The 25,146-nt window shown below is 40.7% G+C and carries 23 protein-coding genes; 15 read left to right on the forward strand and 8 right to left on the reverse strand.

Features of this window, described 5'->3' with window-relative positions; genetic code table 11:
* Positions 1 to 11 precede the first annotated feature (11 nt).
* Positions 12 to 764: a phosphopantothenate--cysteine ligase gene (locus tag IGJ28_RS06365; RefSeq protein WP_252712103.1), complete on the reverse strand. Its 753-nt coding sequence runs from the start codon at positions 762 to 764 to the stop codon at positions 12 to 14.
* Positions 761 to 1,750: an acrylyl-CoA reductase family protein gene (locus tag IGJ28_RS06370; protein WP_003127474.1), complete on the reverse strand. Its 990-nt coding sequence runs from the start codon at positions 1,748 to 1,750 to the stop codon at positions 761 to 763. Before IGJ28_RS06370 ends, IGJ28_RS06365 begins: the two co-directional genes overlap by 4 nt.
* Before the next feature lie 361 nt (positions 1,751 to 2,111).
* On the opposite strand from IGJ28_RS06370, the gene IGJ28_RS06375 reads away from it, so the two are divergent.
* The 8 genes from IGJ28_RS06375 (at position 2,112) to IGJ28_RS06410 (ending at position 9,506) form a co-directional block, all read left to right on the forward strand.
* Positions 2,112 to 2,654, forward strand: a complete 543-nt coding sequence (locus IGJ28_RS06375; protein ID WP_003127476.1) for a helix-turn-helix domain-containing protein — start codon at positions 2,112 to 2,114, stop codon at positions 2,652 to 2,654.
* A gap of 16 nt (positions 2,655 to 2,670) precedes the next feature.
* Complete coding sequence (locus IGJ28_RS06380) at positions 2,671 to 3,759, forward strand: ABC transporter ATP-binding protein (protein WP_003127477.1); 1,089 nt, start codon at positions 2,671 to 2,673, stop codon at positions 3,757 to 3,759.
* A 10-nt stretch (positions 3,760 to 3,769) separates the two neighbouring features.
* Positions 3,770 to 4,579 (forward strand): ABC transporter permease, encoded by an 810-nt coding sequence (locus IGJ28_RS06385; protein WP_003127478.1) that lies wholly within the window; start codon positions 3,770 to 3,772, stop codon positions 4,577 to 4,579.
* Positions 4,576 to 5,412, forward strand: a complete 837-nt coding sequence (locus IGJ28_RS06390; RefSeq protein ID WP_003127479.1) for an ABC transporter permease — start codon at positions 4,576 to 4,578, stop codon at positions 5,410 to 5,412. The genes IGJ28_RS06385 and IGJ28_RS06390 overlap by 4 nt, the downstream gene beginning before the upstream one ends.
* A complete protein-coding gene (locus IGJ28_RS06395; RefSeq protein ID WP_103300614.1) occupies positions 5,409 to 6,482 on the forward strand; it encodes an ABC transporter substrate-binding protein in 1,074 nt (357 codons plus the stop codon). The genes IGJ28_RS06390 and IGJ28_RS06395 overlap by 4 nt, the downstream gene beginning before the upstream one ends.
* Positions 6,483 to 7,166: 684 nt before the next feature.
* Entirely contained in the window at positions 7,167 to 7,460 is a 294-nt protein-coding gene (locus IGJ28_RS06400; protein WP_176333205.1) for a hypothetical protein, read from the forward strand.
* 335 nt (positions 7,461 to 7,795) lie between these two features.
* Positions 7,796 to 8,605, forward strand: coding sequence for a restriction endonuclease (locus IGJ28_RS06405; RefSeq protein ID WP_029487211.1), 810 nt, complete (start codon positions 7,796 to 7,798; stop codon positions 8,603 to 8,605).
* 70 nt (positions 8,606 to 8,675) lie between these two features.
* A complete protein-coding gene (locus IGJ28_RS06410; protein ID WP_219645069.1) occupies positions 8,676 to 9,506 on the forward strand; it encodes a sugar phosphate isomerase/epimerase family protein in 831 nt (276 codons plus the stop codon).
* A gap of 263 nt (positions 9,507 to 9,769) precedes the next feature.
* Here the strand turns inward: IGJ28_RS06410 and add are convergent, their stop codons facing one another.
* The 4 genes from add to IGJ28_RS06430 form a co-directional block, all read right to left on the reverse strand.
* Positions 9,770 to 10,786, reverse strand: a complete 1,017-nt coding sequence (gene add / locus IGJ28_RS06415) for an adenosine deaminase (protein WP_252712114.1) — start codon at positions 10,784 to 10,786, stop codon at positions 9,770 to 9,772.
* 251 nt (positions 10,787 to 11,037) lie between these two features.
* Positions 11,038 to 12,147: an alanine dehydrogenase gene (gene ald / locus IGJ28_RS06420; RefSeq protein ID WP_252712115.1), complete on the reverse strand. Its 1,110-nt coding sequence runs from the start codon at positions 12,145 to 12,147 to the stop codon at positions 11,038 to 11,040.
* Positions 12,148 to 12,355: 208 nt separating this feature from the next.
* Positions 12,356 to 13,072, reverse strand: a complete 717-nt coding sequence (locus tag IGJ28_RS06425) for a C39 family peptidase (RefSeq protein ID WP_252712116.1) — start codon at positions 13,070 to 13,072, stop codon at positions 12,356 to 12,358.
* Positions 13,073 to 13,139: 67 nt separating this feature from the next.
* On the reverse strand, positions 13,140 to 15,098 hold the full coding sequence (locus IGJ28_RS06430) for an ABC-F family ATP-binding cassette domain-containing protein (RefSeq protein ID WP_252712117.1): 1,959 nt from the start codon (positions 15,096 to 15,098) through the stop codon (positions 13,140 to 13,142).
* Between the two features lie 215 nt (positions 15,099 to 15,313).
* Between IGJ28_RS06430 and IGJ28_RS06435 the strand changes: the two genes are divergently transcribed.
* Complete coding sequence (locus tag IGJ28_RS06435) at positions 15,314 to 15,991, forward strand: redox-sensing transcriptional repressor Rex (protein WP_060813607.1); 678 nt, start codon at positions 15,314 to 15,316, stop codon at positions 15,989 to 15,991.
* Positions 15,992 to 16,056: 65 nt separating this feature from the next.
* Here the strand turns inward: IGJ28_RS06435 and IGJ28_RS06440 are convergent, their stop codons facing one another.
* Positions 16,057 to 16,425: a thioredoxin family protein gene (locus tag IGJ28_RS06440; protein WP_086269477.1), complete on the reverse strand. Its 369-nt coding sequence runs from the start codon at positions 16,423 to 16,425 to the stop codon at positions 16,057 to 16,059.
* Between the two features lie 195 nt (positions 16,426 to 16,620).
* Here IGJ28_RS06440 and IGJ28_RS06445 point away from each other — a divergent pair, with 195 nt between their 5' ends.
* The 5 genes from IGJ28_RS06445 (at position 16,621) to IGJ28_RS06465 (ending at position 19,590) form a co-directional block, all read left to right on the forward strand.
* Positions 16,621 to 17,547 carry a permease gene (locus tag IGJ28_RS06445; protein ID WP_003127494.1) on the forward strand — a complete coding sequence of 309 codons (927 nt, stop codon included), beginning with the start codon at positions 16,621 to 16,623 and terminating at the stop codon, positions 17,545 to 17,547.
* A 3-nt stretch (positions 17,548 to 17,550) separates the two neighbouring features.
* On the forward strand, positions 17,551 to 18,378 hold the full coding sequence (locus IGJ28_RS06450; protein ID WP_208774687.1) for a TIGR03943 family putative permease subunit: 828 nt from the start codon (positions 17,551 to 17,553) through the stop codon (positions 18,376 to 18,378).
* 165 nt (positions 18,379 to 18,543) lie between these two features.
* The gene (locus IGJ28_RS06455; protein ID WP_003127496.1) at positions 18,544 to 18,810 is read left to right on the forward strand and encodes an IreB family regulatory phosphoprotein; all 267 of its coding nucleotides are present in this window, start codon (positions 18,544 to 18,546) and stop codon (positions 18,808 to 18,810) included.
* Positions 18,810 to 19,241, forward strand: a complete 432-nt coding sequence (gene ruvX, locus IGJ28_RS06460; RefSeq protein WP_005471772.1) for a Holliday junction resolvase RuvX — start codon at positions 18,810 to 18,812, stop codon at positions 19,239 to 19,241. Before IGJ28_RS06455 ends, ruvX begins: the two co-directional genes overlap by 1 nt.
* A gap of 22 nt (positions 19,242 to 19,263) precedes the next feature.
* A complete protein-coding gene (locus IGJ28_RS06465; RefSeq protein ID WP_003127498.1) occupies positions 19,264 to 19,590 on the forward strand; it encodes a DUF1292 domain-containing protein in 327 nt (108 codons plus the stop codon).
* A gap of 128 nt (positions 19,591 to 19,718) precedes the next feature.
* On the opposite strand, the gene IGJ28_RS06470 is transcribed toward IGJ28_RS06465, so the two are convergent.
* Complete coding sequence (locus tag IGJ28_RS06470) at positions 19,719 to 21,215, reverse strand: helix-turn-helix domain-containing protein (RefSeq protein ID WP_438845293.1); 1,497 nt, start codon at positions 21,213 to 21,215, stop codon at positions 19,719 to 19,721.
* 354 nt (positions 21,216 to 21,569) lie between these two features.
* On the opposite strand from IGJ28_RS06470, the gene IGJ28_RS06475 reads away from it, so the two are divergent.
* Complete coding sequence (locus IGJ28_RS06475) at positions 21,570 to 25,022, forward strand: SpaA isopeptide-forming pilin-related protein (protein WP_438845294.1); 3,453 nt, start codon at positions 21,570 to 21,572, stop codon at positions 25,020 to 25,022.
* Positions 25,023 to 25,146: the final 124 nt, after the last annotated feature.

Here is a 25,146-nt window from a genome sequence, read left to right on the forward strand (position 1 = left end):
TTAATTCCTCCTTATCCAAGGGGCTCTTCATTTTTCAATAATGTATCTACGATCAATGCGGCAATTTCTGGCTTAGTATGGCCGGTACCGATTTTTTTATCGGCAGTTAGTAAGTGACCAATATGCTGATCTTCTTTGATCGTAGTCAAGTCATTGGCCAAGACATAATCTGCTTGATTTTTAGCTAGACTATCACGGGCTACTTGAAAAAGTGTTTCTTCCGAAACATCGACTAATAATTTGAAACCCACCAACTTTGTCTGGGGTTGTTTTGCTTTGATTCGCTGGATCACTTTAGGTGTTTTCTTTAAGACCATCACTAGATGATCAGTATTCGAAGAGAGTTTGCCTGACTGTTCCATTGATTGTGCTACTAATGTCTCTAACAACTCAGGAGATACTTGGTTGTCAAATTGTGGAAGCAGCTGATTGATCGCTGTCAAGAATGCTTCTTGTGACCAACTGTTAGCAGGTGTGAAATCACTGACCGCCATGCTGTGGATCACTGCAAAGTAAGTATGTGCCGATAATAAGGACTCAAGACAATTCAATAATCCAAGAGTGCCTTCGATATAGTGGACCGTCAATCGTGAATCGTTAGCTGGCTGTTTTGCTTGACGAGTTGTGACATAATCAATTTCAATCCTTTTTTCTAATAACGCTTCAGCGATGGCTTTGCCTAATGAACCTGTTGAATGATTCGTGATCGACCGTACTGAATCAATTTTTTCGGAAGTTCCGCCGGCAGTGATCAATATTCTCATGCTTCTGATGCCACCTTGACGATCGTCCGACCTTGATGGGTACCGGCTAATAAGGATGCGAGTGTTTCCGGCAATGTTTCAAAGGTAATCTCATGACTATGCAGCTGATCTGCGACATACCAGCCTGTTGCTAGACGTTGCCAAAGTTCGTTACGAGTGGCAGTGTCAACATTGACCGAGTCAATACCGATCACACGGATGCCGCGAAGAATAAAGGGTAAAACCGTCGTTTCGATGTTGATCCCCCCAGCGTTTCCGCATAAAAAGGCACCGCCGCCGTAACGGATTTGCGGCAATAATGCGGAAAGAAGGGAACCGCCGACGGTATCAATAACTGCCGCTACTGTCTGCTTCGCCAACGGTTTGATTTTTTCTGGTTGCCAATCAGCTGGATCAGTGATTTTGGTTGCTCCTAGTGCCAATAACCAGTCTGCCTCTTTTTTACGAGAAAGTGCGACGATGTTTGTATAGCCTAACTTATGCAGCAATGCGATGCTGATACTTCCGACACCTCCGGAAGCTCCGGTAATGACGATCGGCGCTTCTTTTTCAAGGGCAAGTTTTTCAAGTTCGGTGACAGCCAGTGCCGCAGTAAAGCCAGCAGTACCATAACACATACTATCTTTAGCCGATAAAGTTTCTGGTCGTTTGATCAGCCAATCAGCCGGTACCCGTTGGTATTGGCTGAAGCCACCGGGATGAGAAACACCTAGGCCGTAACCTGTCAGCAGTACTTGGTCGCCGGTTGAAAAATCCGGACTTTGACTTTCAATGACTTCACCAGCCAAGTCGATGCCTGGTGTCATCGGATAAGTACGGATAACACCGCCATTTTCTTTAGCTGCTAAAGCATCTTTATAATTGACATCGGAATAAGCGACTTTGACAAGAACGTCTCCCTCAGGTAAATCTGTCAGTTTGCAGGTCTTTAAAGTGGCAGTAAATGTTGGTTCATTTGTTACGATATAAGACGAAAATTCTGTCATTCAAGGCAACTCCTTTAATGGTTTGAACTCATGATACCATAATCTGGTTGATTTTTAATCATTGTTGCGAAACAGATGATTATTCATGAGCCAATTTCTTCGTTAGAATGAGAGAAGGGTATTGAGAGCTACTGAATGAAAATGGCTAAATAAAGGCATTATGTGACAGCTGCCCATTGGCTGCAGCTCATTTAGTCAATAAGAAAGCTTCGAAAAATTCTCTTCAAAAAAGGTAAAAAAAGACTTGTTTTTTTTAGAAAAGTTTGTATACTGGAAAAAGTGAAATTAAACTTGAAGTTTACTATTAGCAAACTTTTTTGTAGGATTTTTTTACTATATTTATGATCGAGGGGGAATGTAGATGGAGATTGGCGAGAAGCTCCGCAATTTGCGGGTCCAAAAAAATCTGACACAAGAAGAATTAGGGGAACGAACCGATTTATCCAAAGGGTACATCTCCCAATTAGAAAGGGATTTAAGTTCACCTTCAATGGAAACTTTTTTTACGATTTTAGAAGTCCTTGGAGTGACCCCGGAAGAATTTTTCCGTCAAGAAAATGCAGACCATCAAGTGGTCTATCGAGAAGAAGACAGTACGAGTTATTATGATGAAGAAAATGGCTATGAACTGCGGTGGCTGATTCCAGACTCGAATGAAAAAGAGATGGAGCCAGTCGTGTTGACTTTTGAGAAAGCCGGCGAGTATAAGACATTTGAACCTTCTTTAGCGGAAACTTTTATTTATGTTTTGGAAGGAACGATTGCACTGAGCCTCGGGGAATCAGAATACAAAGCACGTAAGGGACAGTCCATTTATTACCAAGCAACAGAACCGCATCAATTGAGAAATATCGGCCGGCAAAAAAGCCGCGCCTTGATCGTTGTAACTGATTCTTATTTATGATTTAGGGGGAAAAAGTGTGGGAAAAACAATTATTTCGTTCAATAACGTGGTCAAGCGATTTGATGACGATGAAACCGTCTTGAAAAATGTTAGTTTTGATATTGAAGAAGGGCGTTTTTATACGCTTTTAGGTCCTTCAGGATGTGGGAAAACCACGATCTTACGGATCATTGCCGGATTTTCCGAAGCAACAGAAGGCGATGTTTACTTTGATGGCCAGCGTATCAACGATGTTCCGGCAAATCAGCGACAAGTTAATACTGTCTTTCAGGACTATGCGTTGTTTCCACATATGAACGTGTTCGAGAATGTGGCTTTTGGCTTACGGATCAAGAAGCTTCCGAAAGACGAAGTCACAAAGAAAGTCAAAGAAGCATTGCGATTGGTCCAACTTCCAGGTTACGAAAATCGTGAGATCAGTGAAATGTCCGGTGGACAGCGTCAACGGGTGGCGATTGCGCGAGCGATCGTCAATGAGCCGAAAGTTTTACTCTTAGATGAACCTTTGTCAGCTTTAGACTTGAAATTACGAACAGACATGCAGTACGAATTGCGGGAACTGCAGCAGCGATTAGGAATTACCTTTATCTTTGTGACCCACGATCAAGAAGAAGCATTAGCGATGAGTGATGAGATCTTCGTCATGAATAAAGGAAAGATCATTCAAAGTGGAACACCGGTAGACATTTATGACGAGCCGATCAATCATTTTGTGGCGGACTTTGTCGGCGAAAGTAATATCGTGAATGGCACGATGATCGATGATAATTTAGTCGAGTTTGTCGGCAAACGCTTCGAGTGCGTGGATGGCGGTATGCGGGCGAATGAACCCGTTGAAATCGTGATCCGCCCAGAAGATCTAAGTTTGACCACCGCTGAGAAAGGGAAATTGATCGTTGAGGTAGACACGCAATTGTTCCGCGGCGTACATTATGAAATCATTTGTTACGATGAACAAGGCAATGAATGGATGGTCCATTCGACTAGAAAAGCCAAAGAAGGCAGCAAGATCGGTTTGTTTTTTGAGCCTGAAGACATTCATGTCATGCGTTTCAATGAATCAGAAGAAGATTTTGATGCTCGTTTAGAGAGCTACGAAGATTAGGAGGGAGCACATGACGAAAATGCGTCGTTTCTATGCAATACCCTATGTCTTTTGGTTATTGCTATTTGTTATCGCACCAGTATTATTGATCGTCTATCAGTCCTTTTTCGATATGGATGGGAATTTTTCACTGGTCAATTATCAAAGTTATTTAGGTTCCGGCAAGTATTTGATCATGACATTGAACTCCGTGTGGTATGCCTTTTTGATCACATTGATCACGCTGGTCATCAGTTATCCTACGGCTTACTTTTTGACAAAACTACGTCATAAAGACTTATGGTTACTGCTGATTATTTTACCTACATGGGTCAATTTGCTGTTAAAAGCCTATGCCTTTATTGGTATTTTTGGAATTCATGGCAGCGTCAATCATTTTTTGGAAATCATGGGTGTCGGACCAAAACAGATTTTGTTCACCGATTTTAGCTTTTTAACGGTAGCGGTCTATATTGAGCTGCCCTTTATGATCATGCCGATTTTCAATGCACTAGAGGAGATGAATCCTTCATTGATTAGTGCGAGCCGTGACTTAGGAGCGAACAGCTATGAGACTTTTCGCCGGGTCATTCTGCCTTTGTCATTGAACGGTGTCAAAAGCGGCGTACAAGCAGTTTTCATTCCTTCTCTTTCACTCTTCATGCTGACACGTTTGATTGGAGGAAACCGTGTAATCACGTTAGGAACTGCGATTGAGCAGCATTTCCTTGTGACACAAAACTGGGGCATGGGTTCGACGATCGGTGTAATTTTGATTATTGCTATGTTCTTAGTGATGCTCCTGACAGGTGAGAAGAAAAAAGGAGGACAACGAAAATGAAAAAATTCCGCTGGTCAAATCTTTATCTTGTCGTTGTCTTTATCCTATTGTACGTCCCAATTTTTTATTTGATTTTTTATTCCTTCAATGATGGCGGTACAATGAATGACTTTACTGGGTTTACCTTTGAACATTACCAGTCCGTCTTTCAAGATACACGTCTGATGATCATTGTATTGAATACCTTTATGCTGGCATTTTTATCCGCCCTTTTAGCAACAGTGATCGGCACGTTCGGTGCGATGGGGATCTACTATACGAAAAAACGGCGAACACGAACAGCGTTGTTAAGTTTGAACAATGTCTTACTGGTTTCTCCAGATGTCATCATTGGAGCCAGTTTTCTGATTTTCTTCACGATGATCGGAAATTTGTTCCGCGGCTTTAGCCTAGGTTTCTTTAGTGTGTTACTGTCTCATGTGGCCTTTAGTATTCCCATCGTTGTTTTGATGGTTTTACCAAAGCTACAAGAAATGAATGATTCCATGATTGATGCCGCTCGTGACTTAGGTGCCAATAATCTGCAAGTCATCAAGAACATTATTTTGCCGTTTCTGACACCGGGGGTCATTGCCGGCTATTTCATGGCTTTCACTTATTCACTGGATGATTTTGCTGTGACGTTCTTTGTAACAGGGAATGGCTTTAGCACACTTTCTGTAGAAATCTATTCTCGTGCCCGTCAGGGGATCAGCCTAGAAATCAATGCCTTGAGCACATTGGTCTTTTTATTCTCAATGATTCTAGTCGTAGGGTACTACTTTATCAGCAAAGAAAATGTGTCGAAAAAACTACGTAAAAATCGGCGAGCGGAGGTGGCAAATCTGCGATGAAAAGATTACAATCTTTGGTCATAGGAATTGTCGCCATCATTTTGGTACTGCTGTTTGGTGTACGGGAGTTGGAACATTCTTCAGGAATGGCGGGCGCCAAAGTTTTGAATATCTATAACTGGGGTGATTATATCGATCCAGATCTTTTGAAGAAGTTTGAGAAAGAGACCGGCTATAAGGTCAATTATGAAACCTTCGATTCCAATGAAGCGATGTTTACGAAAATTCAGCAAGGAGGAACGTCCTATGACATTGCCATCCCAAGTGAATATATGATCCAAAAAATGATGGAAGAACACTTGCTGAAACCTCTTGATCACAGCAAGATCAAAGGGTTAGACAATATTGATCCCCGCTTCTTGGATTTAAGTTTTGATCCTGACAACCGCTATTCGATCCCATATTTTTGGGGGACTCTTGGTATCGTCTATAATGATAAATTTTTTGCTGAAGGTGAAATCAAGGAATGGGATGATCTGTGGAAACCAGAACTAAAAGACAGTATCATGCTGATCGATGGCGCGCGGGAAGTCATCGGTCTAGGGTTAAACAGTTTGGGGTATTCATTGAACAGTAAAGACGACAAACAGCTTGCAGCAGCCTTCAACAAATTGCGCAAAATGACGCCAAACATCAAAGCAATCGTAGCAGACGAAATCAAAATGTATATGGCAAACGAAGAAGCCTCTGTCGCTGTGACTTTCTCGGGAGAAGCAGCCGATATGATGTATGAGAATGAACATATCCATTATGTGATCCCATCCGAAGGATCCAATCTTTGGTTTGATAATATGGTTATTCCCAAAACGTCAAAAAATGAAGAAGGGGCCTATGCATTTTTGAACTTTATGCTTGAACCAGAAAATGCTGCCCAAAATGCTGAGTATATCGGTTATTCCACACCAAACAAAAAAGCACTCGCGTTATTGCCAGATGAAATCACGCAAGACAAACAGTTCTATCCTTCAGATGAGCTGATGAAGCATTTGGAAGTCTATGAAAATCTAGGCGCCCAATATTTAGGCATTTATAATGACCTATTTTTGGAGTTGAAGATGTATCGAAAGTAAGTATGCAGCTGATTGACTGATACAAGGGAAGGAAGCAAGTTTCAAAAATATCTTTTCCCATTGTGTTTTAAAATAGTTACAGCTTCCTAGCGACCTGTAGAGAGACAGCAAAAGTCTTTGTCTACAGGTTTTTTTGTCTTAGAAAAGAGTCGCTGAGACAATTGGAAGCAGCTGTCCTGCAGAAGAAATACTAAGCAGTACTAGGTCGAAACAAGGAATAGTCCCAAACAAAGCGCTATCCTATAAAAACTAAAAATACAACGCGTCAGTTACAGTAACTTTTTTTGAAAAGGGCCAAGGGTTTATAGCCGTAGTTTTTAGAATGAATCAGCTAATTCGAAGATAATGATATGGAATTTTTCTAGAAATTATCGCATGAAATGACCCTTGATTGAGAACGCCATGAAAGGTGGAAGAAATGCAGTTGTGTATGTAAGCGAAAGCTGTCTCTTCTTTCCCAAGAAGACTGGATGATTTTGGAATCTGTTTTTCTTTGGCTTAAAGGGCAAAATGGTTTGTTTTTTTGGGAGATTAAATTTATACTAATTTTTATAGCTAATTTAGTGACTTGTTAAGTAGATACGAAACAACTCCTGAATTAGATAACAAATGAATGGGAAAGCGAATGTTTGATGACAGCTATCATTCGCTTTGCTGAACCGTTTGCCTAAGGAGTGGAATGTCGTGTCAGATCTAGTAAAGTTTGTATTGGTTATTTTAGTTATTTGGGTTATTTATCAATTGGTTACTTCTGTTTTATTTAGCTTATCGCAAAAAGCCGTTAAAAAACGACTGAAGAGTAATAAGATGACAGATCAACAACTTGTAAACTTGTATCATTCTGTTGCAAAGTCAAATCAATATAATACGATGCAAGCCATATTTTCTTATGGAATTTTTTACAAAAGTCATGAAAAACAAAGTAATGAAGTGTACAAGTTGTATCGAGATGAAATGGAAAAAAGAAACTTGCTATAAAAGAAATTTTAAGGTCACTTATTTTTCTGATAAGTGACATCAAACATAGATATGGCTAAAAAATAGATCCTTCTTTGCAATTTTGTGAGGAGGGCTCTATTTTTTTGAGCAAACAAAATAAATAGGTGAATAGAAAGGGACTCTTTTTTTGATGGAACATCGTCTCTGCGCTTCTACTGGTAATAGTAGTGTAACAGTAGAATTTTTAAAGAGTCTAGCTAGATATGCAATGCTGCTTATCAAAGACAGGATTTCATAAAAATCTATGAATCTAGTTTGTTTAGGGGTATTATAAATATAGCAACAAAGTGGATAAACAATCTGGAGGAGGAAGCATGATTCAACAATTTTTGCAAAAATTTACACGAAAAACTGGGAAAGTAGAACAATCATTCGAAGTAGTATCTAAAGAACACAGAGAAATAAAAGGGCTTTCTTTTGAACAAAACGAAGATGAATCGATCGTTATGGACTTTTTGAATCATATGGACAGAGAGTATGACACAACGCCTGCAGGACGGAAACAGCAAGGGGATGCCTTTGAGCAATTTTTGGCAGCGGTCTTTCGGCTAGCAAACTACGATGTTGAGATCACCAGAAAAAGCTATCTGCAAGGCAAACAGGTCTACACTGGTGATGACAATGTAGACTTGATTTTAAGCAAAGATGCGGAACGGATTGCTGTTCAAGCCAAACATTACCGCTTGAACACGAAAGCACCCAACTTGATCACGAAAGAGTTTGTCAATAAATATTCAGGAATCTCAGATAAAAATTGGACAAATAAACTTTTTATCACAACATCTTTATTTAATCCCCATGTTTATTTAGAGATCGAGAAGAATGAAAAAGCACAAAACATTGAATGGTATGACAGGTACGGGTTATTGCAGTTGTTGAACACATTGATCCCAGAAACAATGGAAAAGCACATGTTTTTAAATAGTTTGCCAGAACAAGTAGTCAAATGTCCGGAATGTGAATCAGGGTTTATTGTCCAAAAATGGAATAAGCAAAAACATAGCTATTTCAAAGGATGTACGATGTTTCCAGAGTGTGCCCATACGGAAAGTGTTTCATTCAGGCACACACGTAAAAGTTTTACTACGTCCTCAAAAGAACTAGATAATAGCATTTCTTCTTAGGATAACTGGTACTCTAAAATGCTCATTTGTTGAACGAATCAGACACTTAGTAGAAGAAAGGAATGAAAAGATGTTTAATCTCGCTGTTCGTGGCCACGACTTAACCAAGGTTTGTGATCCACAAGATCTCGCTTGTCAAATCGCTGAAAAAGGCATCAAAAATGTTCAATTTGCACTAAATGCTTCATTTCCGGAACTTAGTGCTGCTGCCCAGATCAATCCGGGAATGGGGACTTTTTTTAAAAATGAATTTGGGCAACAGAATGTTCAAGTGGCATTGTTGAGCTGCTATAGTAATTTGATTCATCCAGATCCTCATGAACGAGAAAAGATTCTGCAGAAATTTGAACGCTATCTTTTTCATGCACGCTATTTTGGGGCGTCAATGGTTGCTTCGGAAACGGGTTCCGTTATTCCCACACTTGGTTACAGTGAAGAAAATTTCACAGATGAAGTTTTTGATGAGCTTGTAACTGTTGTCCAGCGGTTGGTAAAAACCGGGGAACGTTATCAAACAATGGTTGGGATCGAAGCGGGATTAAATCACCCCCTATTTTCCAATGACCGAATTCAGGAATTGATCGCAAGCGTTCCTTCTGATTTTCTGGGCATCGTCTATGACCCTACCAATCTCATCACTCCAGAAACGGCAAGTAAACAAGTAGAAATCGTTGCAGAGGCCTTTGAGAAGTTTGGTGAACGAATTGTCTGTCTCCACTTGAAAGACTACGTGATTGAAGAGGACCGCATTGTTTCTGTCCCTTTAGGAGAAGGAATCATTCCTTATCAAGCCATTTTACAAATCGTTGACCAATACAAACCTTATTGCTATGTCGTATTGGAGGGAACAAAAGATGAAGGAATCAAACGGGCAGTTGCTATGATAGAGGGGCTAAGCTGAGTCGAATGAACCTATTGGCAAAAAAATCATTTGACGTCAAAGAAGTGATTGCCTCTAATCGCGAACACATTTAGAGAGCACGTTTATTTAAAAGAAGCGACAGCATAAGTTAGAATGGGACAAACAGACACTAGCGCATAATCCTGCCAATATTCTGAATTAACGCTCAAAATATGCGATGAGGATGTTTGTGTTCTGTCCCGTTAAACGTTAATCTGTCGCTTCTTTTTTGTTGGGAATGATACGTTCTAATTGAGGCTGTTTTATTCGTTGATCTGCCAATGACGAATCCTATGGATCAGCTGTTCTTTCTCTTTTTCACTGGCAAAGGAATGGCGGGCGGCGGTCTCATTCAATAAGCGCAGCTCACTTTCCGACATTTGCCAGTGACGGGTCATGTGTATGTATTCATCAGTCAATGTTGTTTTAGAAACGGTGCGGTTATCTGTGTTTAAGCAAAAAGGGACCCCAGCTGTCAGCCATTCCCTGAAAGGATATTGGTGATAATCCGTGATGGCTTTGGTATGCACATTACTAGTAGGACAACCTTCAATACAGATTTGATTGCGGGAGACAAATTCTTGGGCTTTCTTATCCCCTTTCAAAATGATACCGTGACCAATGCGTTTTGCACCACTTTCGATTGCTTGATAGACATTACGGATACAGCCGCATTCACCGGCATGCAATGTCAATTGCACGTTTTGACCGTCTATGAAAAGTTGGTAAGTTTGCGCTAATTTGGGAACATAGTCATCTTCTTCAGGACCAGCTAAATCGATGCCCACGACTTTCTCTTCAGAAACAGACTCCGAAAAAATCTGGGAGATTGCAGCAGCAGACTCTTGCCGCATCCCGATGATCAAGATATTCCCTTTTACCGGATAGATGGACTCCGCACGAGCGATCCCTCTAGCTACTGCTTGAATCGTTTGTGGGCAGGAAAGACCCTGTTCCATTGACTGACTAGGAGCAAAGCGGATTTCGATATACGCGACACCATCTTCAAACGCTTGTTCCATGACATCAAACGCTGCGGCTTCTAATGCAAATTCACTTTGGAGATAAGGAAGAACGAAATCAAAGCGTTCCAAGTACTCATTAAGATCAGAACAGTCTTGGGGGGCTTGCATCCGTTCTTCAAGGATCGACAGTTCTTGTGGGATAGGCAGATTTTGTTGATTGGCGATCTTAAGTAATGTTTCTGGGCGAATCGATCCATCCAAATGGCAGTGCAATTCTACTTTAGGGAAGGCTTGGATTTGGCTTTTCGTTAACACGTCATTCCTCCTCGCATACGCAGGGTACGCTGAATTTTTTTATGTATGAATATAGCATAGATACGGGTTATGTGCTAGTGAAAAAAGGAAATTCTCATGATAAACACTCTCCCTCTCAAAAAAGCTTCTATAAAAAGCCTCTATAAAAAAGCTCCGGTCAAAAAAACCGTATCAAAAAAGCCGCTGCCATGGGAGGATTGTCCCATGGCAGCGTACGATTTTGTTGAGCTGGCACTTTTTTGCTGAGAAAACTAAATCAGCTCTGAGAGATCGACGGCATCGATCGCCAGATCTTGTGCGGCTTCCTTCAACGTGAAGTGACCGTCAAATGCGATGACACCACGCGCCAGTGCAGCGTTTGTTCTTAATGCCTTTTCAGGATCGGCAGCCAATTGTTTAGCGTAGGGTAATGTGGCGATACTCAATGCCAATGTAGCAGTCTGTGGAACTGCGCCAGGCATATTGGCAACAGCATAATGGATCACATTTTCTTGGATGTAGGTAGGATCGTCATGAGTAGTGACACGATCTTCTGTCTCAAAAATGCCTCCTTGATCAATCGCAATATCTACAATCACTGATTTTTCTGCCATGGTTTTCACCATCTCACGAGTTACTAGATTTGGCGCTTTTTTGCCTGGCAGCAAGACGGCGCCAATCACCAAGTCTGCTTGTTGAATAGCGGCTTCAATGTTGAAACGATTAGAGAAGAGTGTCTGAACTTGTCCGTCAAATAGCTGGTCTAATTCTTGTAAGCGTGGGATGGATACATCGAGAATTGTGACTTGCGCACCAAGCCCTAACGCCATTTTCGCGGCATTGGTTCCGGCAACGCCACCGCCAATAATCGTGACCTGACCTTTTCGAACACCCGGGACACCGGACAGGAGGACTCCTTTGCCGCCATAGATTTTTTCTAAGAATTGTGCGCCGATCTGAACTGCCATTCGACCAGCAATTTCACTCATTGGAGAGAGGAGAGGCAGCGCCCCATTAGCCAGTTGGACATTCTCATAGCCAATCGCTCGAACCTTGGAGGACATGAGCGCTTTTGCTAATTCTGGATTGGCAGCAACATGTAGGTAAGTAAATAACAGCAATCCCGCTCTTAAGTAGGAATACTCTTCTGGCAGCGGTTCTTTGACTTTCATCACCATGTCAGCCGCCCAGACGTCTGCAGCGTTAGCAACGATCGTTGCGCCGACTGCTCGATAGGCTTCGTCTGAAAAAGTTGATCCGATGCCTGCATTTGCTTCAACCAAGACCTCGTGCCCTTCTTGAACCAATTCATAGACGCCAGCTGGCGGCAAAGCTACACGATTTTCATTGTTCTTGATTTCTTTAGGAATTCCGATTTTCATATGCGTCACACCTTTCTTTCTTCTATTATAAAGGAAAGCGGATCCATTGTAAGGAGAAAGCGAAGATTTCTCAAGGTAGCTGTCAAGAGGCGCGGTCATTATCAACATGCATTGATGAGGACTATTTATAAAAAAAACTACCTATAGAGTGTCAAGAAAGAGGTAATCGTGCTTGATCCTTCCTGACAACTTATAGGTAGTTTCTTTTTTATAAATTGGTACTTTTGTCCTCTGTAAATGTCCAAAAATGTAAACTTTGAGCAGCGATTTCTTCCAATGAATAGGACGTTAAATAATGTTTTTTTTCCGGCGTATCGTTTGGATCTAAAACAACCACATTTTCGTCTTGCATAGCAGCCAGCACCATGATATGACCAGTATCTGTGAAATCTCCACTGGTCACAGAGACGATCACTGGCTGTCCAACTGCCAGATAATTGGCTACTTGCGCGGTGTCTATGCCCAAATCGTGATACGAATAACCAAAGGAATCCGCAAAATCAGAGAAAATCCGCCAATCGGTTCCTTGCCCATCGACATAGTAGCTATCTTGTGCCCAATCCAAAACTTCAAGCGGCGAAACGTTATCCTCTCGCAAATAAGCGAGTACCATTGAAAGAGAGAGCAGGGCACAGCCGTTATCGCTTAAAGTTTGCGTACCATCTGAACCATAGGAATAATCAGCCCATTCTTCATTTGTTTGTAGGTAAAGAGGCGTAGTCACTCCATTTTCTTGTAAATACTCGTTCGCTTGTTCATTGTAAGCTGCTTGATCAAAATCCATGTCATCCATCATGGGATATTCTTCATAATCTTGGCTGGAATAGCTCACATGAGAAAGTCGGATAAATGCAGCAAAAATCAATAATAAACCCAACAAAACAAGAAAGACATAACGCTTTCTTTGTTTCCCTTTTTTCTTCATAGCTTCCCTCCTGAAGTATCGTGCCTTTTTTGCCTTACTTCAAGTAAAGCAGAGGGAATGAAGGTTGTCATCCGCCTGTGGACTGATTCGTGTCAGTTGTTTCTAGTTCTTCCAATTCCAGACTCGTGTTTTCCCAAGCTTCCATCAGCTGTTCTTGCGTGGCTTGGACAGTCTCCATTGCTTGATTCAGCGAAGACAAACGGACGTGGTCGTTCAATGCGTCAGGACGAGTCATCGCTTGTTCGATTTCTTCAAGCTCTGCTTCGGTTTTGGCTAGGTCTGCTTCAATTTGAGTGACTTTACGCTGCAATGAGCGAATGGCTTTTTGTTGTTCTTTGCTCTGGAAGAAAGATTGTTTGCCTTGTGAGATGGCTTTCTCTTGAACATCAGATTGCTGCATCGCAGCTAGTTCTGTTTCTTCCATTTTTTTCTCCACGTAATAATCATAGTCCCCTAAATACAATTTGCTGCCAGTTTCAGATAATTCAATGACTTTGGTCGCGATTCGATTGATAAAGTAGCGGTCATGAGAAACAAAAAGCAATGTGCCTTCATAATCAATCAAGGCATTTTCGAGTACTTCTTTGCTGTCGATGTCCAAATGGTTAGTCGGTTCATCTAAGATCAGGAAGTTGTCATGATCCATCGCAAGTTTTGCTAAAGCGACCCGTGCCTTTTCGCCGCCACTGAGCAATGTGATTGGTTTTTCAACATCTTCACCAGAAAAAAGGAAACTTCCTAAAATTGTGCGGATCTCTACTTCTGGCGTAGTGGGGTGCTCATCCCATAATTCTTTCAAGATTGTTTTTGTTGAATGGAGATCTGATTGGGTTTGATCATAATACCCAATTGAGACATTGGCACCTAGATGAACGTCACCGCGAATCAAAGGAATCTTGTGGATCAGTGATTTTAATAATGTCGATTTGCCAATTCCATTAGGGCCGACTAATGCAATGGCATCTTTCCGGCGAACATCCAAATCGATCGGCTCGGATAGAACAGTCTCTTGATAACCGATGGCTGCGTTGGCTACTTGCATTACCACATTGCCAGAAGGTTTACTGATTGAAAAAAGGAAATTTGCGGATTTTTCATCTCCTTGAGGCCGATCGAGCCGCTCCATTTTTTCTAATTGTTTGCGCCGGCTTTGCGCCCGTTTAGTTGTGGAGGCACGAACTAAATTACGCGCTACAAAGTCTTCTAATTTATTGATTTCTTCTTGTTGTTTTTCGAAAGCTTTCCATTCACTTTGCAGCTGCTCGGCTTTCAAAACCAGATAACGACTGTAATTCCCTTTGTAATGGTGCATTTTCCGTCGGCTAAGCTCATAGACCTCATTGACGACTTTATCTAAGAAATAACGGTCATGAGATACAATCAAAAGAGCACCGGCATACCCTTGAAGATAGTTTTCAAGCCAAGACAATGTCTCAATATCCAGGTGGTTAGTCGGTTCATCCAAAATCAAAATATCTGGCTTTTGCAACAGCATCTTTGCTAGTGCTAGACGAGTTTTTTGACCACCAGACAATGTTTCAATGAATTGCTCATAAAAAGTGCCGTCGAACTTAAAGCCGTGTAGAACAGAACGGATCTCATTTTCATATCCGTAGCCGTTTTTTTCGGCAAATTCATGTTGTAGCTGGTCATATTCTTTTAATAGACCATCATAATTGACTGCTGTCGGGTCTGTTTCTGAAATGGCGACTTCTAATGAGCGCATCCGCTGTTCCATCTGTCGAATGCCGGCAAAAGCCGTCAACATTTCTTCCCAGACTGTAGCAGTACTGTTTAAACCAGTGTCTTGGGCAAGATAACCTAGTGTCGCAGTTTTATTTTTGGCGATCGTTCCTTTATCGGGGCTTTCGATCCCGGCAATGATTTTTAACAGGGTCGATTTTCCGGCGCCATTTCTTCCCACAAGCGCGATCCGGGAATGGCTGGCAATCTCTAGGTTGATATTCTCAAATAAAACTTCAGCGCCAAATAGTCTGGCGATTTGATTTGCTTGTAATAGTATCATATGTATTCATTCCTATTCTTGAAGTCACTTGTCTCCTTGGTTGCAATACTATCAGTCTATCACATTTTGTGATAAACAGCGATTATGAAAAAAGAATGATTGTATCATTAAATAAAAAAAATTTCAAATTGTGAGCAATCAAATTGATTTTTGAGCAAACTATTTGATATGATAGCTACATCACACGTGAATTTTTCACAATGGGGGAGTATTTCTTGAAAGATCATCAAATTCCAAAGGCAACAGCGAAACGTTTGCCTTTGTATTACCGCTATTTACGCATCTTGCACAATGCTGGAAAGTTGAAGGTTTCATCTACTGAATTAAGCGAAGCTGTCCAAGTGGATAGCGCAACGATTCGTCGCGACTTCTCTTATTTTGGGGAATTGGGAAAACGCGGCTATGGCTATGACGTGGAAAGCCTGATGCAGTTTTTTGCTAAAACGTTGAATGAAGACCATATGACAAATGTCGCGCTAGTAGGTGTTGGTAATCTAGGTAGCGCACTGTTAAAATATAAATTCCATCAGAGCAATAGCATTCGGATCAGTGCTGCATTTGATGTGAATGAAGATATCGTAGGACGAATCGTGGATGGCGTTCCTGTCTATCCAATGAGCGATATGAAAGAACAAGTGAAGATCCAACAGATCGATGTCGCGATCTTGACGGTTCCCGCACAACATTCGCAAGACTTAGTCAATGAGCTTGTGAAAGCAGGGATCAAAGGAATCTTGAACTTTACGCCTGCGCGCATCACTGCACCAAAAGGTGTGCTGATCCAAAATGTTGATTTGACCAATGAATTACAAACACTGATTTATTTCTTGCATTCTGGCAACGTCTTAACGACAGATGAACCGGAAAACCACGAAACAACTGAATCAGAATAAAACCCAAAAACACTGTCTTTCCATCAACCATCGCGTCTAGTAGGTGATGGAAAGACAGTGTTTTTTTATTCCATCAGTTGATCAAAAAGATCGTCATAAGAGATGGTCTCGGTTTTGGTCAAGGCAGTCCTATAGCGATCAATAATAGCAGCCAGCCTATTAAAATCAATGATTCGTGCTTCTCTGTGGCGTTCATCTCCTTGAAAATAAAGAAGGACGACAGGAGCAGTCAATGCTGAAAATTGGCCAGCCGCCTCTGGGACTTCCGCTACATTGACAGCATAAAGTGGAACATGCTTTTCTAAAGCTAATTTATTAAGACGAGGTTTGTCTGCTAAGCAGACACTGCAAGCCGGCTGTGAGAGATAAATAAGTGCCAATGGGGTTTCTTTTATCTTCGTCAGCAGTTCATCTAATGTATTCATTTGTATCATGCAAATTCCTCCAAGCAGATTCTCTGTCTAATGTACGTTTTGAGGGACAACTTGTCAAAGAAACTGCTGGAAAAGAATAAAAACTAAAGCAAGCTTTAAGGTGCCAGCAAAGACTGTAAAAAACATTGTGCATTGAGGCAAAAAAACGTATAGTAGTTCCAGCGCAATTATTTTTTTATAAAGAAGGTTGAATATATGTTACAAAGCTTACCTAATTCTGTTTTGCAGATGAGCGTGATCTTTCTCTCCATCGTCATTGAAGCCTTGCCTTTTGTCTTATTAGGCTGCTTGATTTCAGGGGCGCTGCAAGTTTTTCTGACGCCAGAACGAGTGACAAAAATCCTGCCAAAGAATAAATTGGCCTCCATTGCAATGGGGTGTGGTTTAGGCGTTTTCTTCCCGTCTTGTGAATGTGGAATCGTTCCGATCGTCAATCAATTCGTCAAAAAAGACGTACCAGTCTACACGGCTTTTGCTTTTATGCTGACAGCCCCTATTGTGAATCCCATTGTGATTTTTTCGACATTCATCGCATTTGGCAATTCAGCGAAGTTTGCCTTTTTGCGAGTACTTGGCAGCTTGTTGGTGGCAATGGTGGTAGGTGTTTGGCTGGCTTATTTCAGTAAGCGAGAGATTTTGAAAACCCAATTGATCACAGCTTCAGAGGATACCCATCAAGGACATCACCATGGGCATGCTCATGATACAGGTTCTGAGAAACGAAAATGGTCCCATCAAATACGGCATTTGTTGCAACACAGTATTGATGAATTCTTCGATACTGGTCGGTATTTGATCATTGGCGGATTGATTGCAGCAGCGATGCAGACGTATTTGCCAACGGGAATGATGTTGACTTTGGGTTCTACGAAATTCTTGGCGGTATTGGTCATGCTTGTTTTGGCATTGACGATGTCGCTGTGCTCTGAAGCAGATGCGTTTATCGGTTCTTCGCTGCTTAGTCTGTTCGGCGCCGGTCCAGTCGTGGGTTTTCTGGTCTTTGGTCCTATGGTGGACATCAAGAATCTTCTGATGATGAAACGATATTTTACCGGTCGTTTTATTGCAACAATGGTGGGATTAATTGCTGTTGTGGTCTCAATTTATGCATGGGTGGTGTAAACAATGATCCGTTTTTTGATTTTATCTGGATATTTTGAGTTGATGATGTACTTGCAGGTATCAGGAAAACTGAATCAGTTCATCAATGTCCACTATCGTTATCTAGCGATACTTTCGATGATTGTCGCTTTATTTTTGGCATTAGTCCAGTTGTATTTTTGGGTCAAACAAACGCCTGATGAACATGAAGATGAGCATCACCATGGACTCGAAAAAAAATCTCAGCGCATCATTGCGTATTTCTTATTAGCATTGCCAATCATTGTTGGTTTGTTTTTCCCAACAGTCAGTCTGGATACGACCATTGTTGAAGCAAAAGGGTTTAATTTCCCGCTGAGTGAAGAGTCTGTCGGCGATCCCGAAATGAATACCCAATACCTTAAACCAGATACTAGTCTTTATTACAATAAAGATGATTATGACGAGCAAATGACGACTTCGTTAGCGAAGTATGCCGATAAACAAACGATTGCTGTCACCGACGAGAATTATTTGGAACTCATGGAATTGATCTATACGTATCCAAGTGAATTTATCGGGAAAAAAATCAGCTACGACGGTTTTGTTTATCATGCAGCGCAAGATGATCGTAATGAAATCTTTCTGTTTCGTTTTGGGATCATTCACTGTGTAGCGGATTCAGGTGTTTTTGGATTACGTGTTGAGTTACCTGAACAAACGGTTACCGAGAATGACCAATGGCTGCACATTGAAGGAACCATCCAGTCGCAATACTATCAACCCTTTAAACGAGATTTGCCAATGGTAATCGTTGACCAAGAACAAACCATCGAGGCACCGGCTAACCAATATGTTTATCGATCATTCTAGCGAAATGAGAGAAATATCGGTTTTTTTGAAAAAGTTCACAAAAATATCATAAAGCTTTGTTATAATAAAGATAAACTAGTGCAGATGTTTGTAGTTTTACAAAACGTCGAGTACAATAGAAACGTACAATGTGCTAAAAAACAATATAAAGAGAGGTGTCGTGAAATGGGTTTTACAGATGAAACAGTACGGTTTGATTTTGATGATAGCCGCAAGAAAGAAATCAGTGAAACACTGGCTATCGTGTATCGTGCATTAGAAGAAAAAGGTTATAATCCAATCAATCAAATCGTCGGTTATCTCCTTTCTGGCGACCCGGCTTACATTCCTCGTTATCGGGATGCCCGGAACTTGATTCGTCGTCATGAACGCGATGAGATTTTGGAAGTTTTGATTCGTTATTACTTAGGAAATCACGGGATCAACCTATAATGAGAGTCATGGGTTTAGATGTCGGTTCACGAACAGTTGGTGTAGCTGTTAGTGATCCTATGGGATGGACTGCGCAAGGGATCGAGATCATTCGAATCAACGAAGATGAAAATGACTTTGGCTATGATCGTCTTGGAGAATTAGTCAAAGAGTATGAAGTGACTCGTTTTGTGGTGGGACTGCCCAAGAATATGAATAACACCATTGGTCCAAGAGCAGAGGCTTCACTAGCTTACGGCAAGGCCATCGAAGAACGTTTTGATTTGCCTGTTGACTACCAAGACGAACGCTTGACGACTGTTCAAGCAGAACGAATGCTAGTTGAACAAGCCAACACATCTCGTGCCAAACGTAAGAAAGTCATTGACAAATTAGCAGCAGTAATGATTTTGCAGAATTATTTAGATGGTGCTGGAAAACAACTGTTTTAGTTTACAGAAAAGAGGAAAAAATATGTCAGAACATACGCATGATCACAATCATGATCACAACCACGACCATGAAGGTCACGAACACATTACATTGGTCGATGATCAAGGCAATGAAACATTATACGAAATTCTTTTGACAGTAGATGGACAAGAAGAATTTGGACGCAACTACGTGTTGCTTTATCCAGCTGGAGTACCAGAAGAAGAAGATGTCGAATTACAAGCCTATGCCTACGTTGAAAACGAAGATGGTACAGAAGGCGAATTAGAACAAATTGAAACAGAAGCTGAATGGGACATGATCGAAGAAGTCTTTAACACATTCATGGCTGAAGAAGAATCTGAATAAAGAATTGATGGCTGAACCTTTGATAGTCAAGGGTTCAGCTTTTTTATCTAAAAAACCGTCAGAAATGAAATAGCTCATTTCTGACGATTTTTTTTGAATTTTACCACAGCCAGTTTTACATAAATCAGTTAACTAGAAAACAAAGTTTGTAGTTTTCGATGATGGACTTCTAGAAGGCGTTGATATAAATCAGTTTCGAAATCACTGTAATGGCAATAATCAAGGACCGTATATTTAAAAGGATCTAGGCCCTTCGGAATCAGCAAAGGTGACCCTAAGATGATAAAGTCATATTCTTCAGTGATTGGAAGTGTCAGCTGTTCGATAGCGACAAATGGGATCTTTTTGCCTAGGTTTAAGATCTCAGCGGAAATCAGATGCTCAGAAACATTGACAAAACCAACTTTCAACTTATAGCTTTCGTCGATTTCTGAATAATACGGATAAAGCAAACAAGCTTGGATGAAAGCTAATTCACTTACACAAGATTTCAGCCACGTATAATTTTTCCGTTGGGAAAATTTTTTCCAGAAGCCTTCGATTTTGATTGTCAAGATATGTAAGAGTGGGTACTTTTCTTGGATATACGAAGAAATAAACAATGTGGTCAAAGGGATTTTTTGTTTGAACAAGCTAAAGTTACCAATCGATAGGTAGATGTTCAAATATAGAGCTGGCTCATTTTCAAAATGAAACGTACCGATAAACGTCTGACAATGGTCTTGGAATTCGTCCAAAATCTCCTTGGGGTCATTACTTGGTTGCTGATAAGAATGTTGGATGATCGGCAGACGAATGTCTTGGTTGGAAGTCAGAAACGGCCAATAATAAAACAAATAGAACAAAGAGTTTACCTCCAAGAGGTCTAAACGCAGATTGGCGATCTTGAAGAAATCGTAAAAGAAGTTGAGGTCTGTACCACTTGGAATGAAAGAATCCCTTGATAAGTGATAGATATCAGTAAAGTGGCTGTTTTTGATCCTCAGCAAACAAATCAGACAATGGAGACTGGCTTGTTTTTTTCCTAAGTCAAACTTGTTCTTATGCTGTGCTTCTTCATGTTTATAAATCAATGCTCTCACTTCTTGGCTATAAGGAACTATGTCCAAACTTTCACCTAATGATACAAACCAAAAGAAATTAAAAAAGAGGATACGAATCAACATTTCGGAACCTGACAAGGTCAGATTCGATAAATTCAAGTTGATATTGTATTCCTTCAAATATTCAACCAGCTTTTTTGTTTGACGAAAACAGGTCGAGCGACTGATATAGTGCCGGTTACAAAAAGCAGCGAGATCGTCGTCCTCTTCTATTAGCATACTGAGCAACAATTTATAAGGAACACTTTCAGTTGAAAGGTAATGTTGGTATTGGGTGTATTGAACAAGTTGTTCATTGACGGTTAACTTATTTTTACTATGTAATAGCTCGATGGTAGTAAATTTTTCTAAATCATCTTGGATTGCACTCAAGATTTTTTTGAAGCGTGCAGGGCCGTAATAAAAATCCAAGTTTTCCCGCACCTGATCTATGCTGTATTCCCCGGGTGAGAGTGTCATCAACTTGCCGTAGACACTCAATTTCGTTCTGGCATGATCATCTAACAAAATTTTTTCAATCAATTGATCACCTTCCTTTTTTTGTAATTATTATTATTAGCGTATTTAACTTCTCTTGTAAATACGTGTCTCAGATTTCTAACAAGTCTATACAAGGTTTAGAAATATTTCTATTTCACTTGTCTCAAAAATAGCGTTCAGCGAGTATGTTTTTTGAGAGAAAAGAAATAACCCATGATTTTAAATAACGATATCCATTTTGTTTTTGCTTCCTTGTTAGTGTGTTGAATGGATATAAATAACTATAATTGAATATTTAGAAGCTGAAGTGGAAAGAATTAGAAATATTAGTGAATCTTTTCTTTTTTTTTTATTATCTATTTGAATTTTAAAAAAATTTCGAAGGAGGCACTAAAAATGAAAAAGGGAAAGCATCTTGTCCTTCTTAGTTTGTTGGCCATCTTTTTCATCGCTTACTTATATTCTCAACACATAAACAAGGTAGTAGCAAATGATGAAGATGTTGTTGATGTAGTAGAGGTGCTGAAAAATGATTATGGAGAAGTGAGTATCAAGCAAACAGATGATCATTTGATCCTCTTTTACCGCTTAAATGAGTCAACACAAGAAAGACGATTTTTATTTCAGCTGCATCCCAAGGATGCAGCTGAAAACAATTTGCTTACTTCTTACACTTCTCAGGAATACCAAGAATATACAGATGAGAAGCAACAGAAATGGATAGGCAGTGATTTTTCGCAGGGAGGTGTCGAAAAAGAATGGAATGTCGCATTGCCAAATACTAATAAAGAGTTTCAACTCAATATTCAGATTGAAGAAAAAGCAGGAAAGTTACTTTTATCAGAAGCCGCTTCTTATCCATTCTCTATCGCTAATGAGAAGAAAGAGCCGTCAGCTACAAGTGAAGATATAGCGGAAACAACAGCATCCTCTGAAGTATATGATACATCAGAGGATTCCTCGGTCATCTCGGACGAGTATCATCCGTTTGATCAGCCGCAATTGTTCAACGGACAGGTGAGTTCCGATGGATTAACTACGATCGAACCAGAGTATGTAACGGATGGGCAAGGTACTTATCCGAAAGCGATGTGGCAACCAAATAATAATCAGTATGTACGAAATCACCAAGGCAATCGTCAGGGAAAACAACAATGGGATGGAGTGACTAATTGGGATGGTGATCCAACCAATCAAAATAATTCTTATATTGAATATGGTGGGGAGAAAGAAGCAGCCGATTATGCGATCCGAAAATTTGCTAAAGAGACAGCAACTCCAGGTTTGTTTGATCTGTATGTAAATGTCCGAGGTAACACGCAAAAGGACATTCTTCCACTTGATATCGTATTCGTTGCAGACTGGTCTGGGAGTATGAATGAAGAAAATCGGATCATTGAGGTGAAAAATGGCATTGACCGATTTATTGATACATTATCAGATAGTGGCGTGACGGAAAAAATCAACTTAGGGTATGTCGGATTCTCAAGTGAAGGATATAGCAACCGTACGATTCCGCTAAAAGCCTTTGATAGTGTAAAAGAAGAAATCAAAGCAGCAACCCCTCTTTCAACAAGTGGCGGAACATTTACTCAAAATGGGTTACGACAGGCAGGAGAATTATTATCAGAACAAAATGGACACAAAAAAGTGATCGTTCTCTTAACCGATGGCGTTCCGACTTGCTCGTATCAAGTATCTAGTGTAATGGACGATGAAGATGGTAGTTATTATGGTACAGCCTTTAGCGGACGTATTGATCATCCAGACTATACTTCGAAAATCTTCCCCCCTTATCTTGCTTCAGTAAGCAACCAATCTTCGCAACGGCGTTGGATCAATTCGACATTTATTGCTACGATCGGTGAAGCAATGGCATTGAAGCAACGAGGAATCGAAATCCATGGGTTAGGAATCCAACTACAGGGGGATGAAACCGCAGGACTCACGAAAGAAGAAGTCGAGAGTCGAATGCGGAAAATGGTCTCGAATGGGGAGGATGGGACACTGTATTACGAGTCTGCAAATGATTCCTCAGATATTGCTGATTATTTAGCCAGAAAAGCTGTGCAATTGTCTGGGACCGTCGTTGATGGGAAAATCACTGATCCGATCATTGAGCCATTCGTTTATGAAACAGAAAGTGTTTCTGTTAAAAGTGTCGGAACGAGTCCTTTATCTGTTGAACCGATTCTAGCCATTGAGGATTCTATCATTCGAGTCGAGCAAATCTATTTAGAAAAAGGCCAAGAGATCCAACTGCATTATCAAGTTAGAATCCAAACAGAAAGTAAAACATTCGAACCAGATAGGTGGTATCAGATGAATGGTTCGACCACCTTTCAGCCAACGTCCAACCCAGATGTAGTTGCTAAATTTGGTATTCCATCAGCGAAAGCGCCCAGTGTTTCTCTTGATTTCTTCAAAGAATGGGAAGAATTTGATGAAGATCTGACAACGCGACCAGAAAAAGTGATCTACGAAATCAAGCGAAGGGGGATCACTCAATCATCAAGTTGGGAAAATGGCTATATACAATTAAATAAGCCAGCAAAGGACGAAACAAATCGTTGGGAGCGAACAAAAGTCACCAAAGTTTTAGAATCTAGTGAAGAAATCAGAGAAATCCTTGGGCTACCGAAATACAACAATCTAGGGCAAGATTTCCACTATGAGGCGGTCAATGAAGAAGCGGTTCCCGGCTATCAATCAGAAAAAGTCAATGCAACGACTTGGAAAAATACAAAACAATTTGTCCCTTTAGACTTAAAAGTAACCAAGAAATCTTCTGCAAATGATCATCTCCTAAAAGGCGCGGTATTCCAACTAACGATTGAGGAGCGGGAGATTCAGCTGATCGATCATCAAGATGGTACGTATTCGTTGCCAGAAGGAACACTTCTTGAAAAAGGAAAAAACTATACATTGACAGAAATCAGTCCACCCACTGGACACGAACGCTCAGAAAAGCACATGTGGGATATCGCGATTTCTAATAATGGCGCAGTAACAGTGGACGGTCAAAAAACAGCAGTTGACGACCAAGTCATCCAGTTGACAATCGAGAACACTTTTTTAGACCTTCCGATCGCTATAAGAAAGTATACAGAAAAAGGCAAAGAAAAAGTAAATTTGGCAGACGCGACCTTTGCATTACAAATAAAAGCGGATAAAGGAAGCTATCAAACACTGAAAGAAGCCACCACAGCGGCATCAGGATTGGCGCAATTTACCATCCAAAAATCTGGCAAATACCGAATAGTGGAAACCGCAGGACCGCTTGGCTATGATACGATTCCAGGAAATTATGAGTTTGAAGTGGATCCTTATGGAACGATTGAATATGACGGGAAAAATGTAGAACATGCAGCAGTTTGGACGCTGACACATAGCAATCAAATCAAACCATTTGATTTAACTGTCTTAAAGCAAACAGACACAGGTCAATCGTTAAAAGGCGCGGCATTCCGACTATCTGGTTCAGCTGAACAAATCGAATTACCAAGTGATGAAACAGCAATCGACACCTTTGTTTTTGAAGATCTCAAACCCGGGAATTACACGCTGGAGGAGATCAAAACACCAGAAGGCCATGTCGGGCTAAAGGAACCAGTGCAAATTGTTATCCAAGAGGATGGCGAAGTGACAATAGCTGGAGAACCAACAGAAGTGCACTTACAAAGTGGGAACAAAAACAACCAATTGCAATTAGTGGTTACCAATCAGGCGTTGCTCTCTCTGCCGGAGACCGGCGGCATGGGAGGACTTGGCATCATTGCTAGTCTCAGCGGCATTGTTTCATTTGCCATCTATTCGTTTTTGCGAAGAAAAAGGGAAATCAATGAGTAAGCACTATTGATTAGAGGATTCCTTTTTTGTTCATTGTTGGTTCTGAAATGGAGTGAAAAAATGGTTTTCTTGATGGCAAATTGATCGTAGGAAAATTCATTGTTTATTAAAAGAATAGGAGTAA

This window comes from Enterococcus sp. AZ091 (assembly GCF_051714805.1).
In the GTDB taxonomy this organism is placed as follows: Bacteria; Bacillota; Bacilli; order Lactobacillales; family Enterococcaceae; genus Enterococcus_D; species Enterococcus_D gallinarum.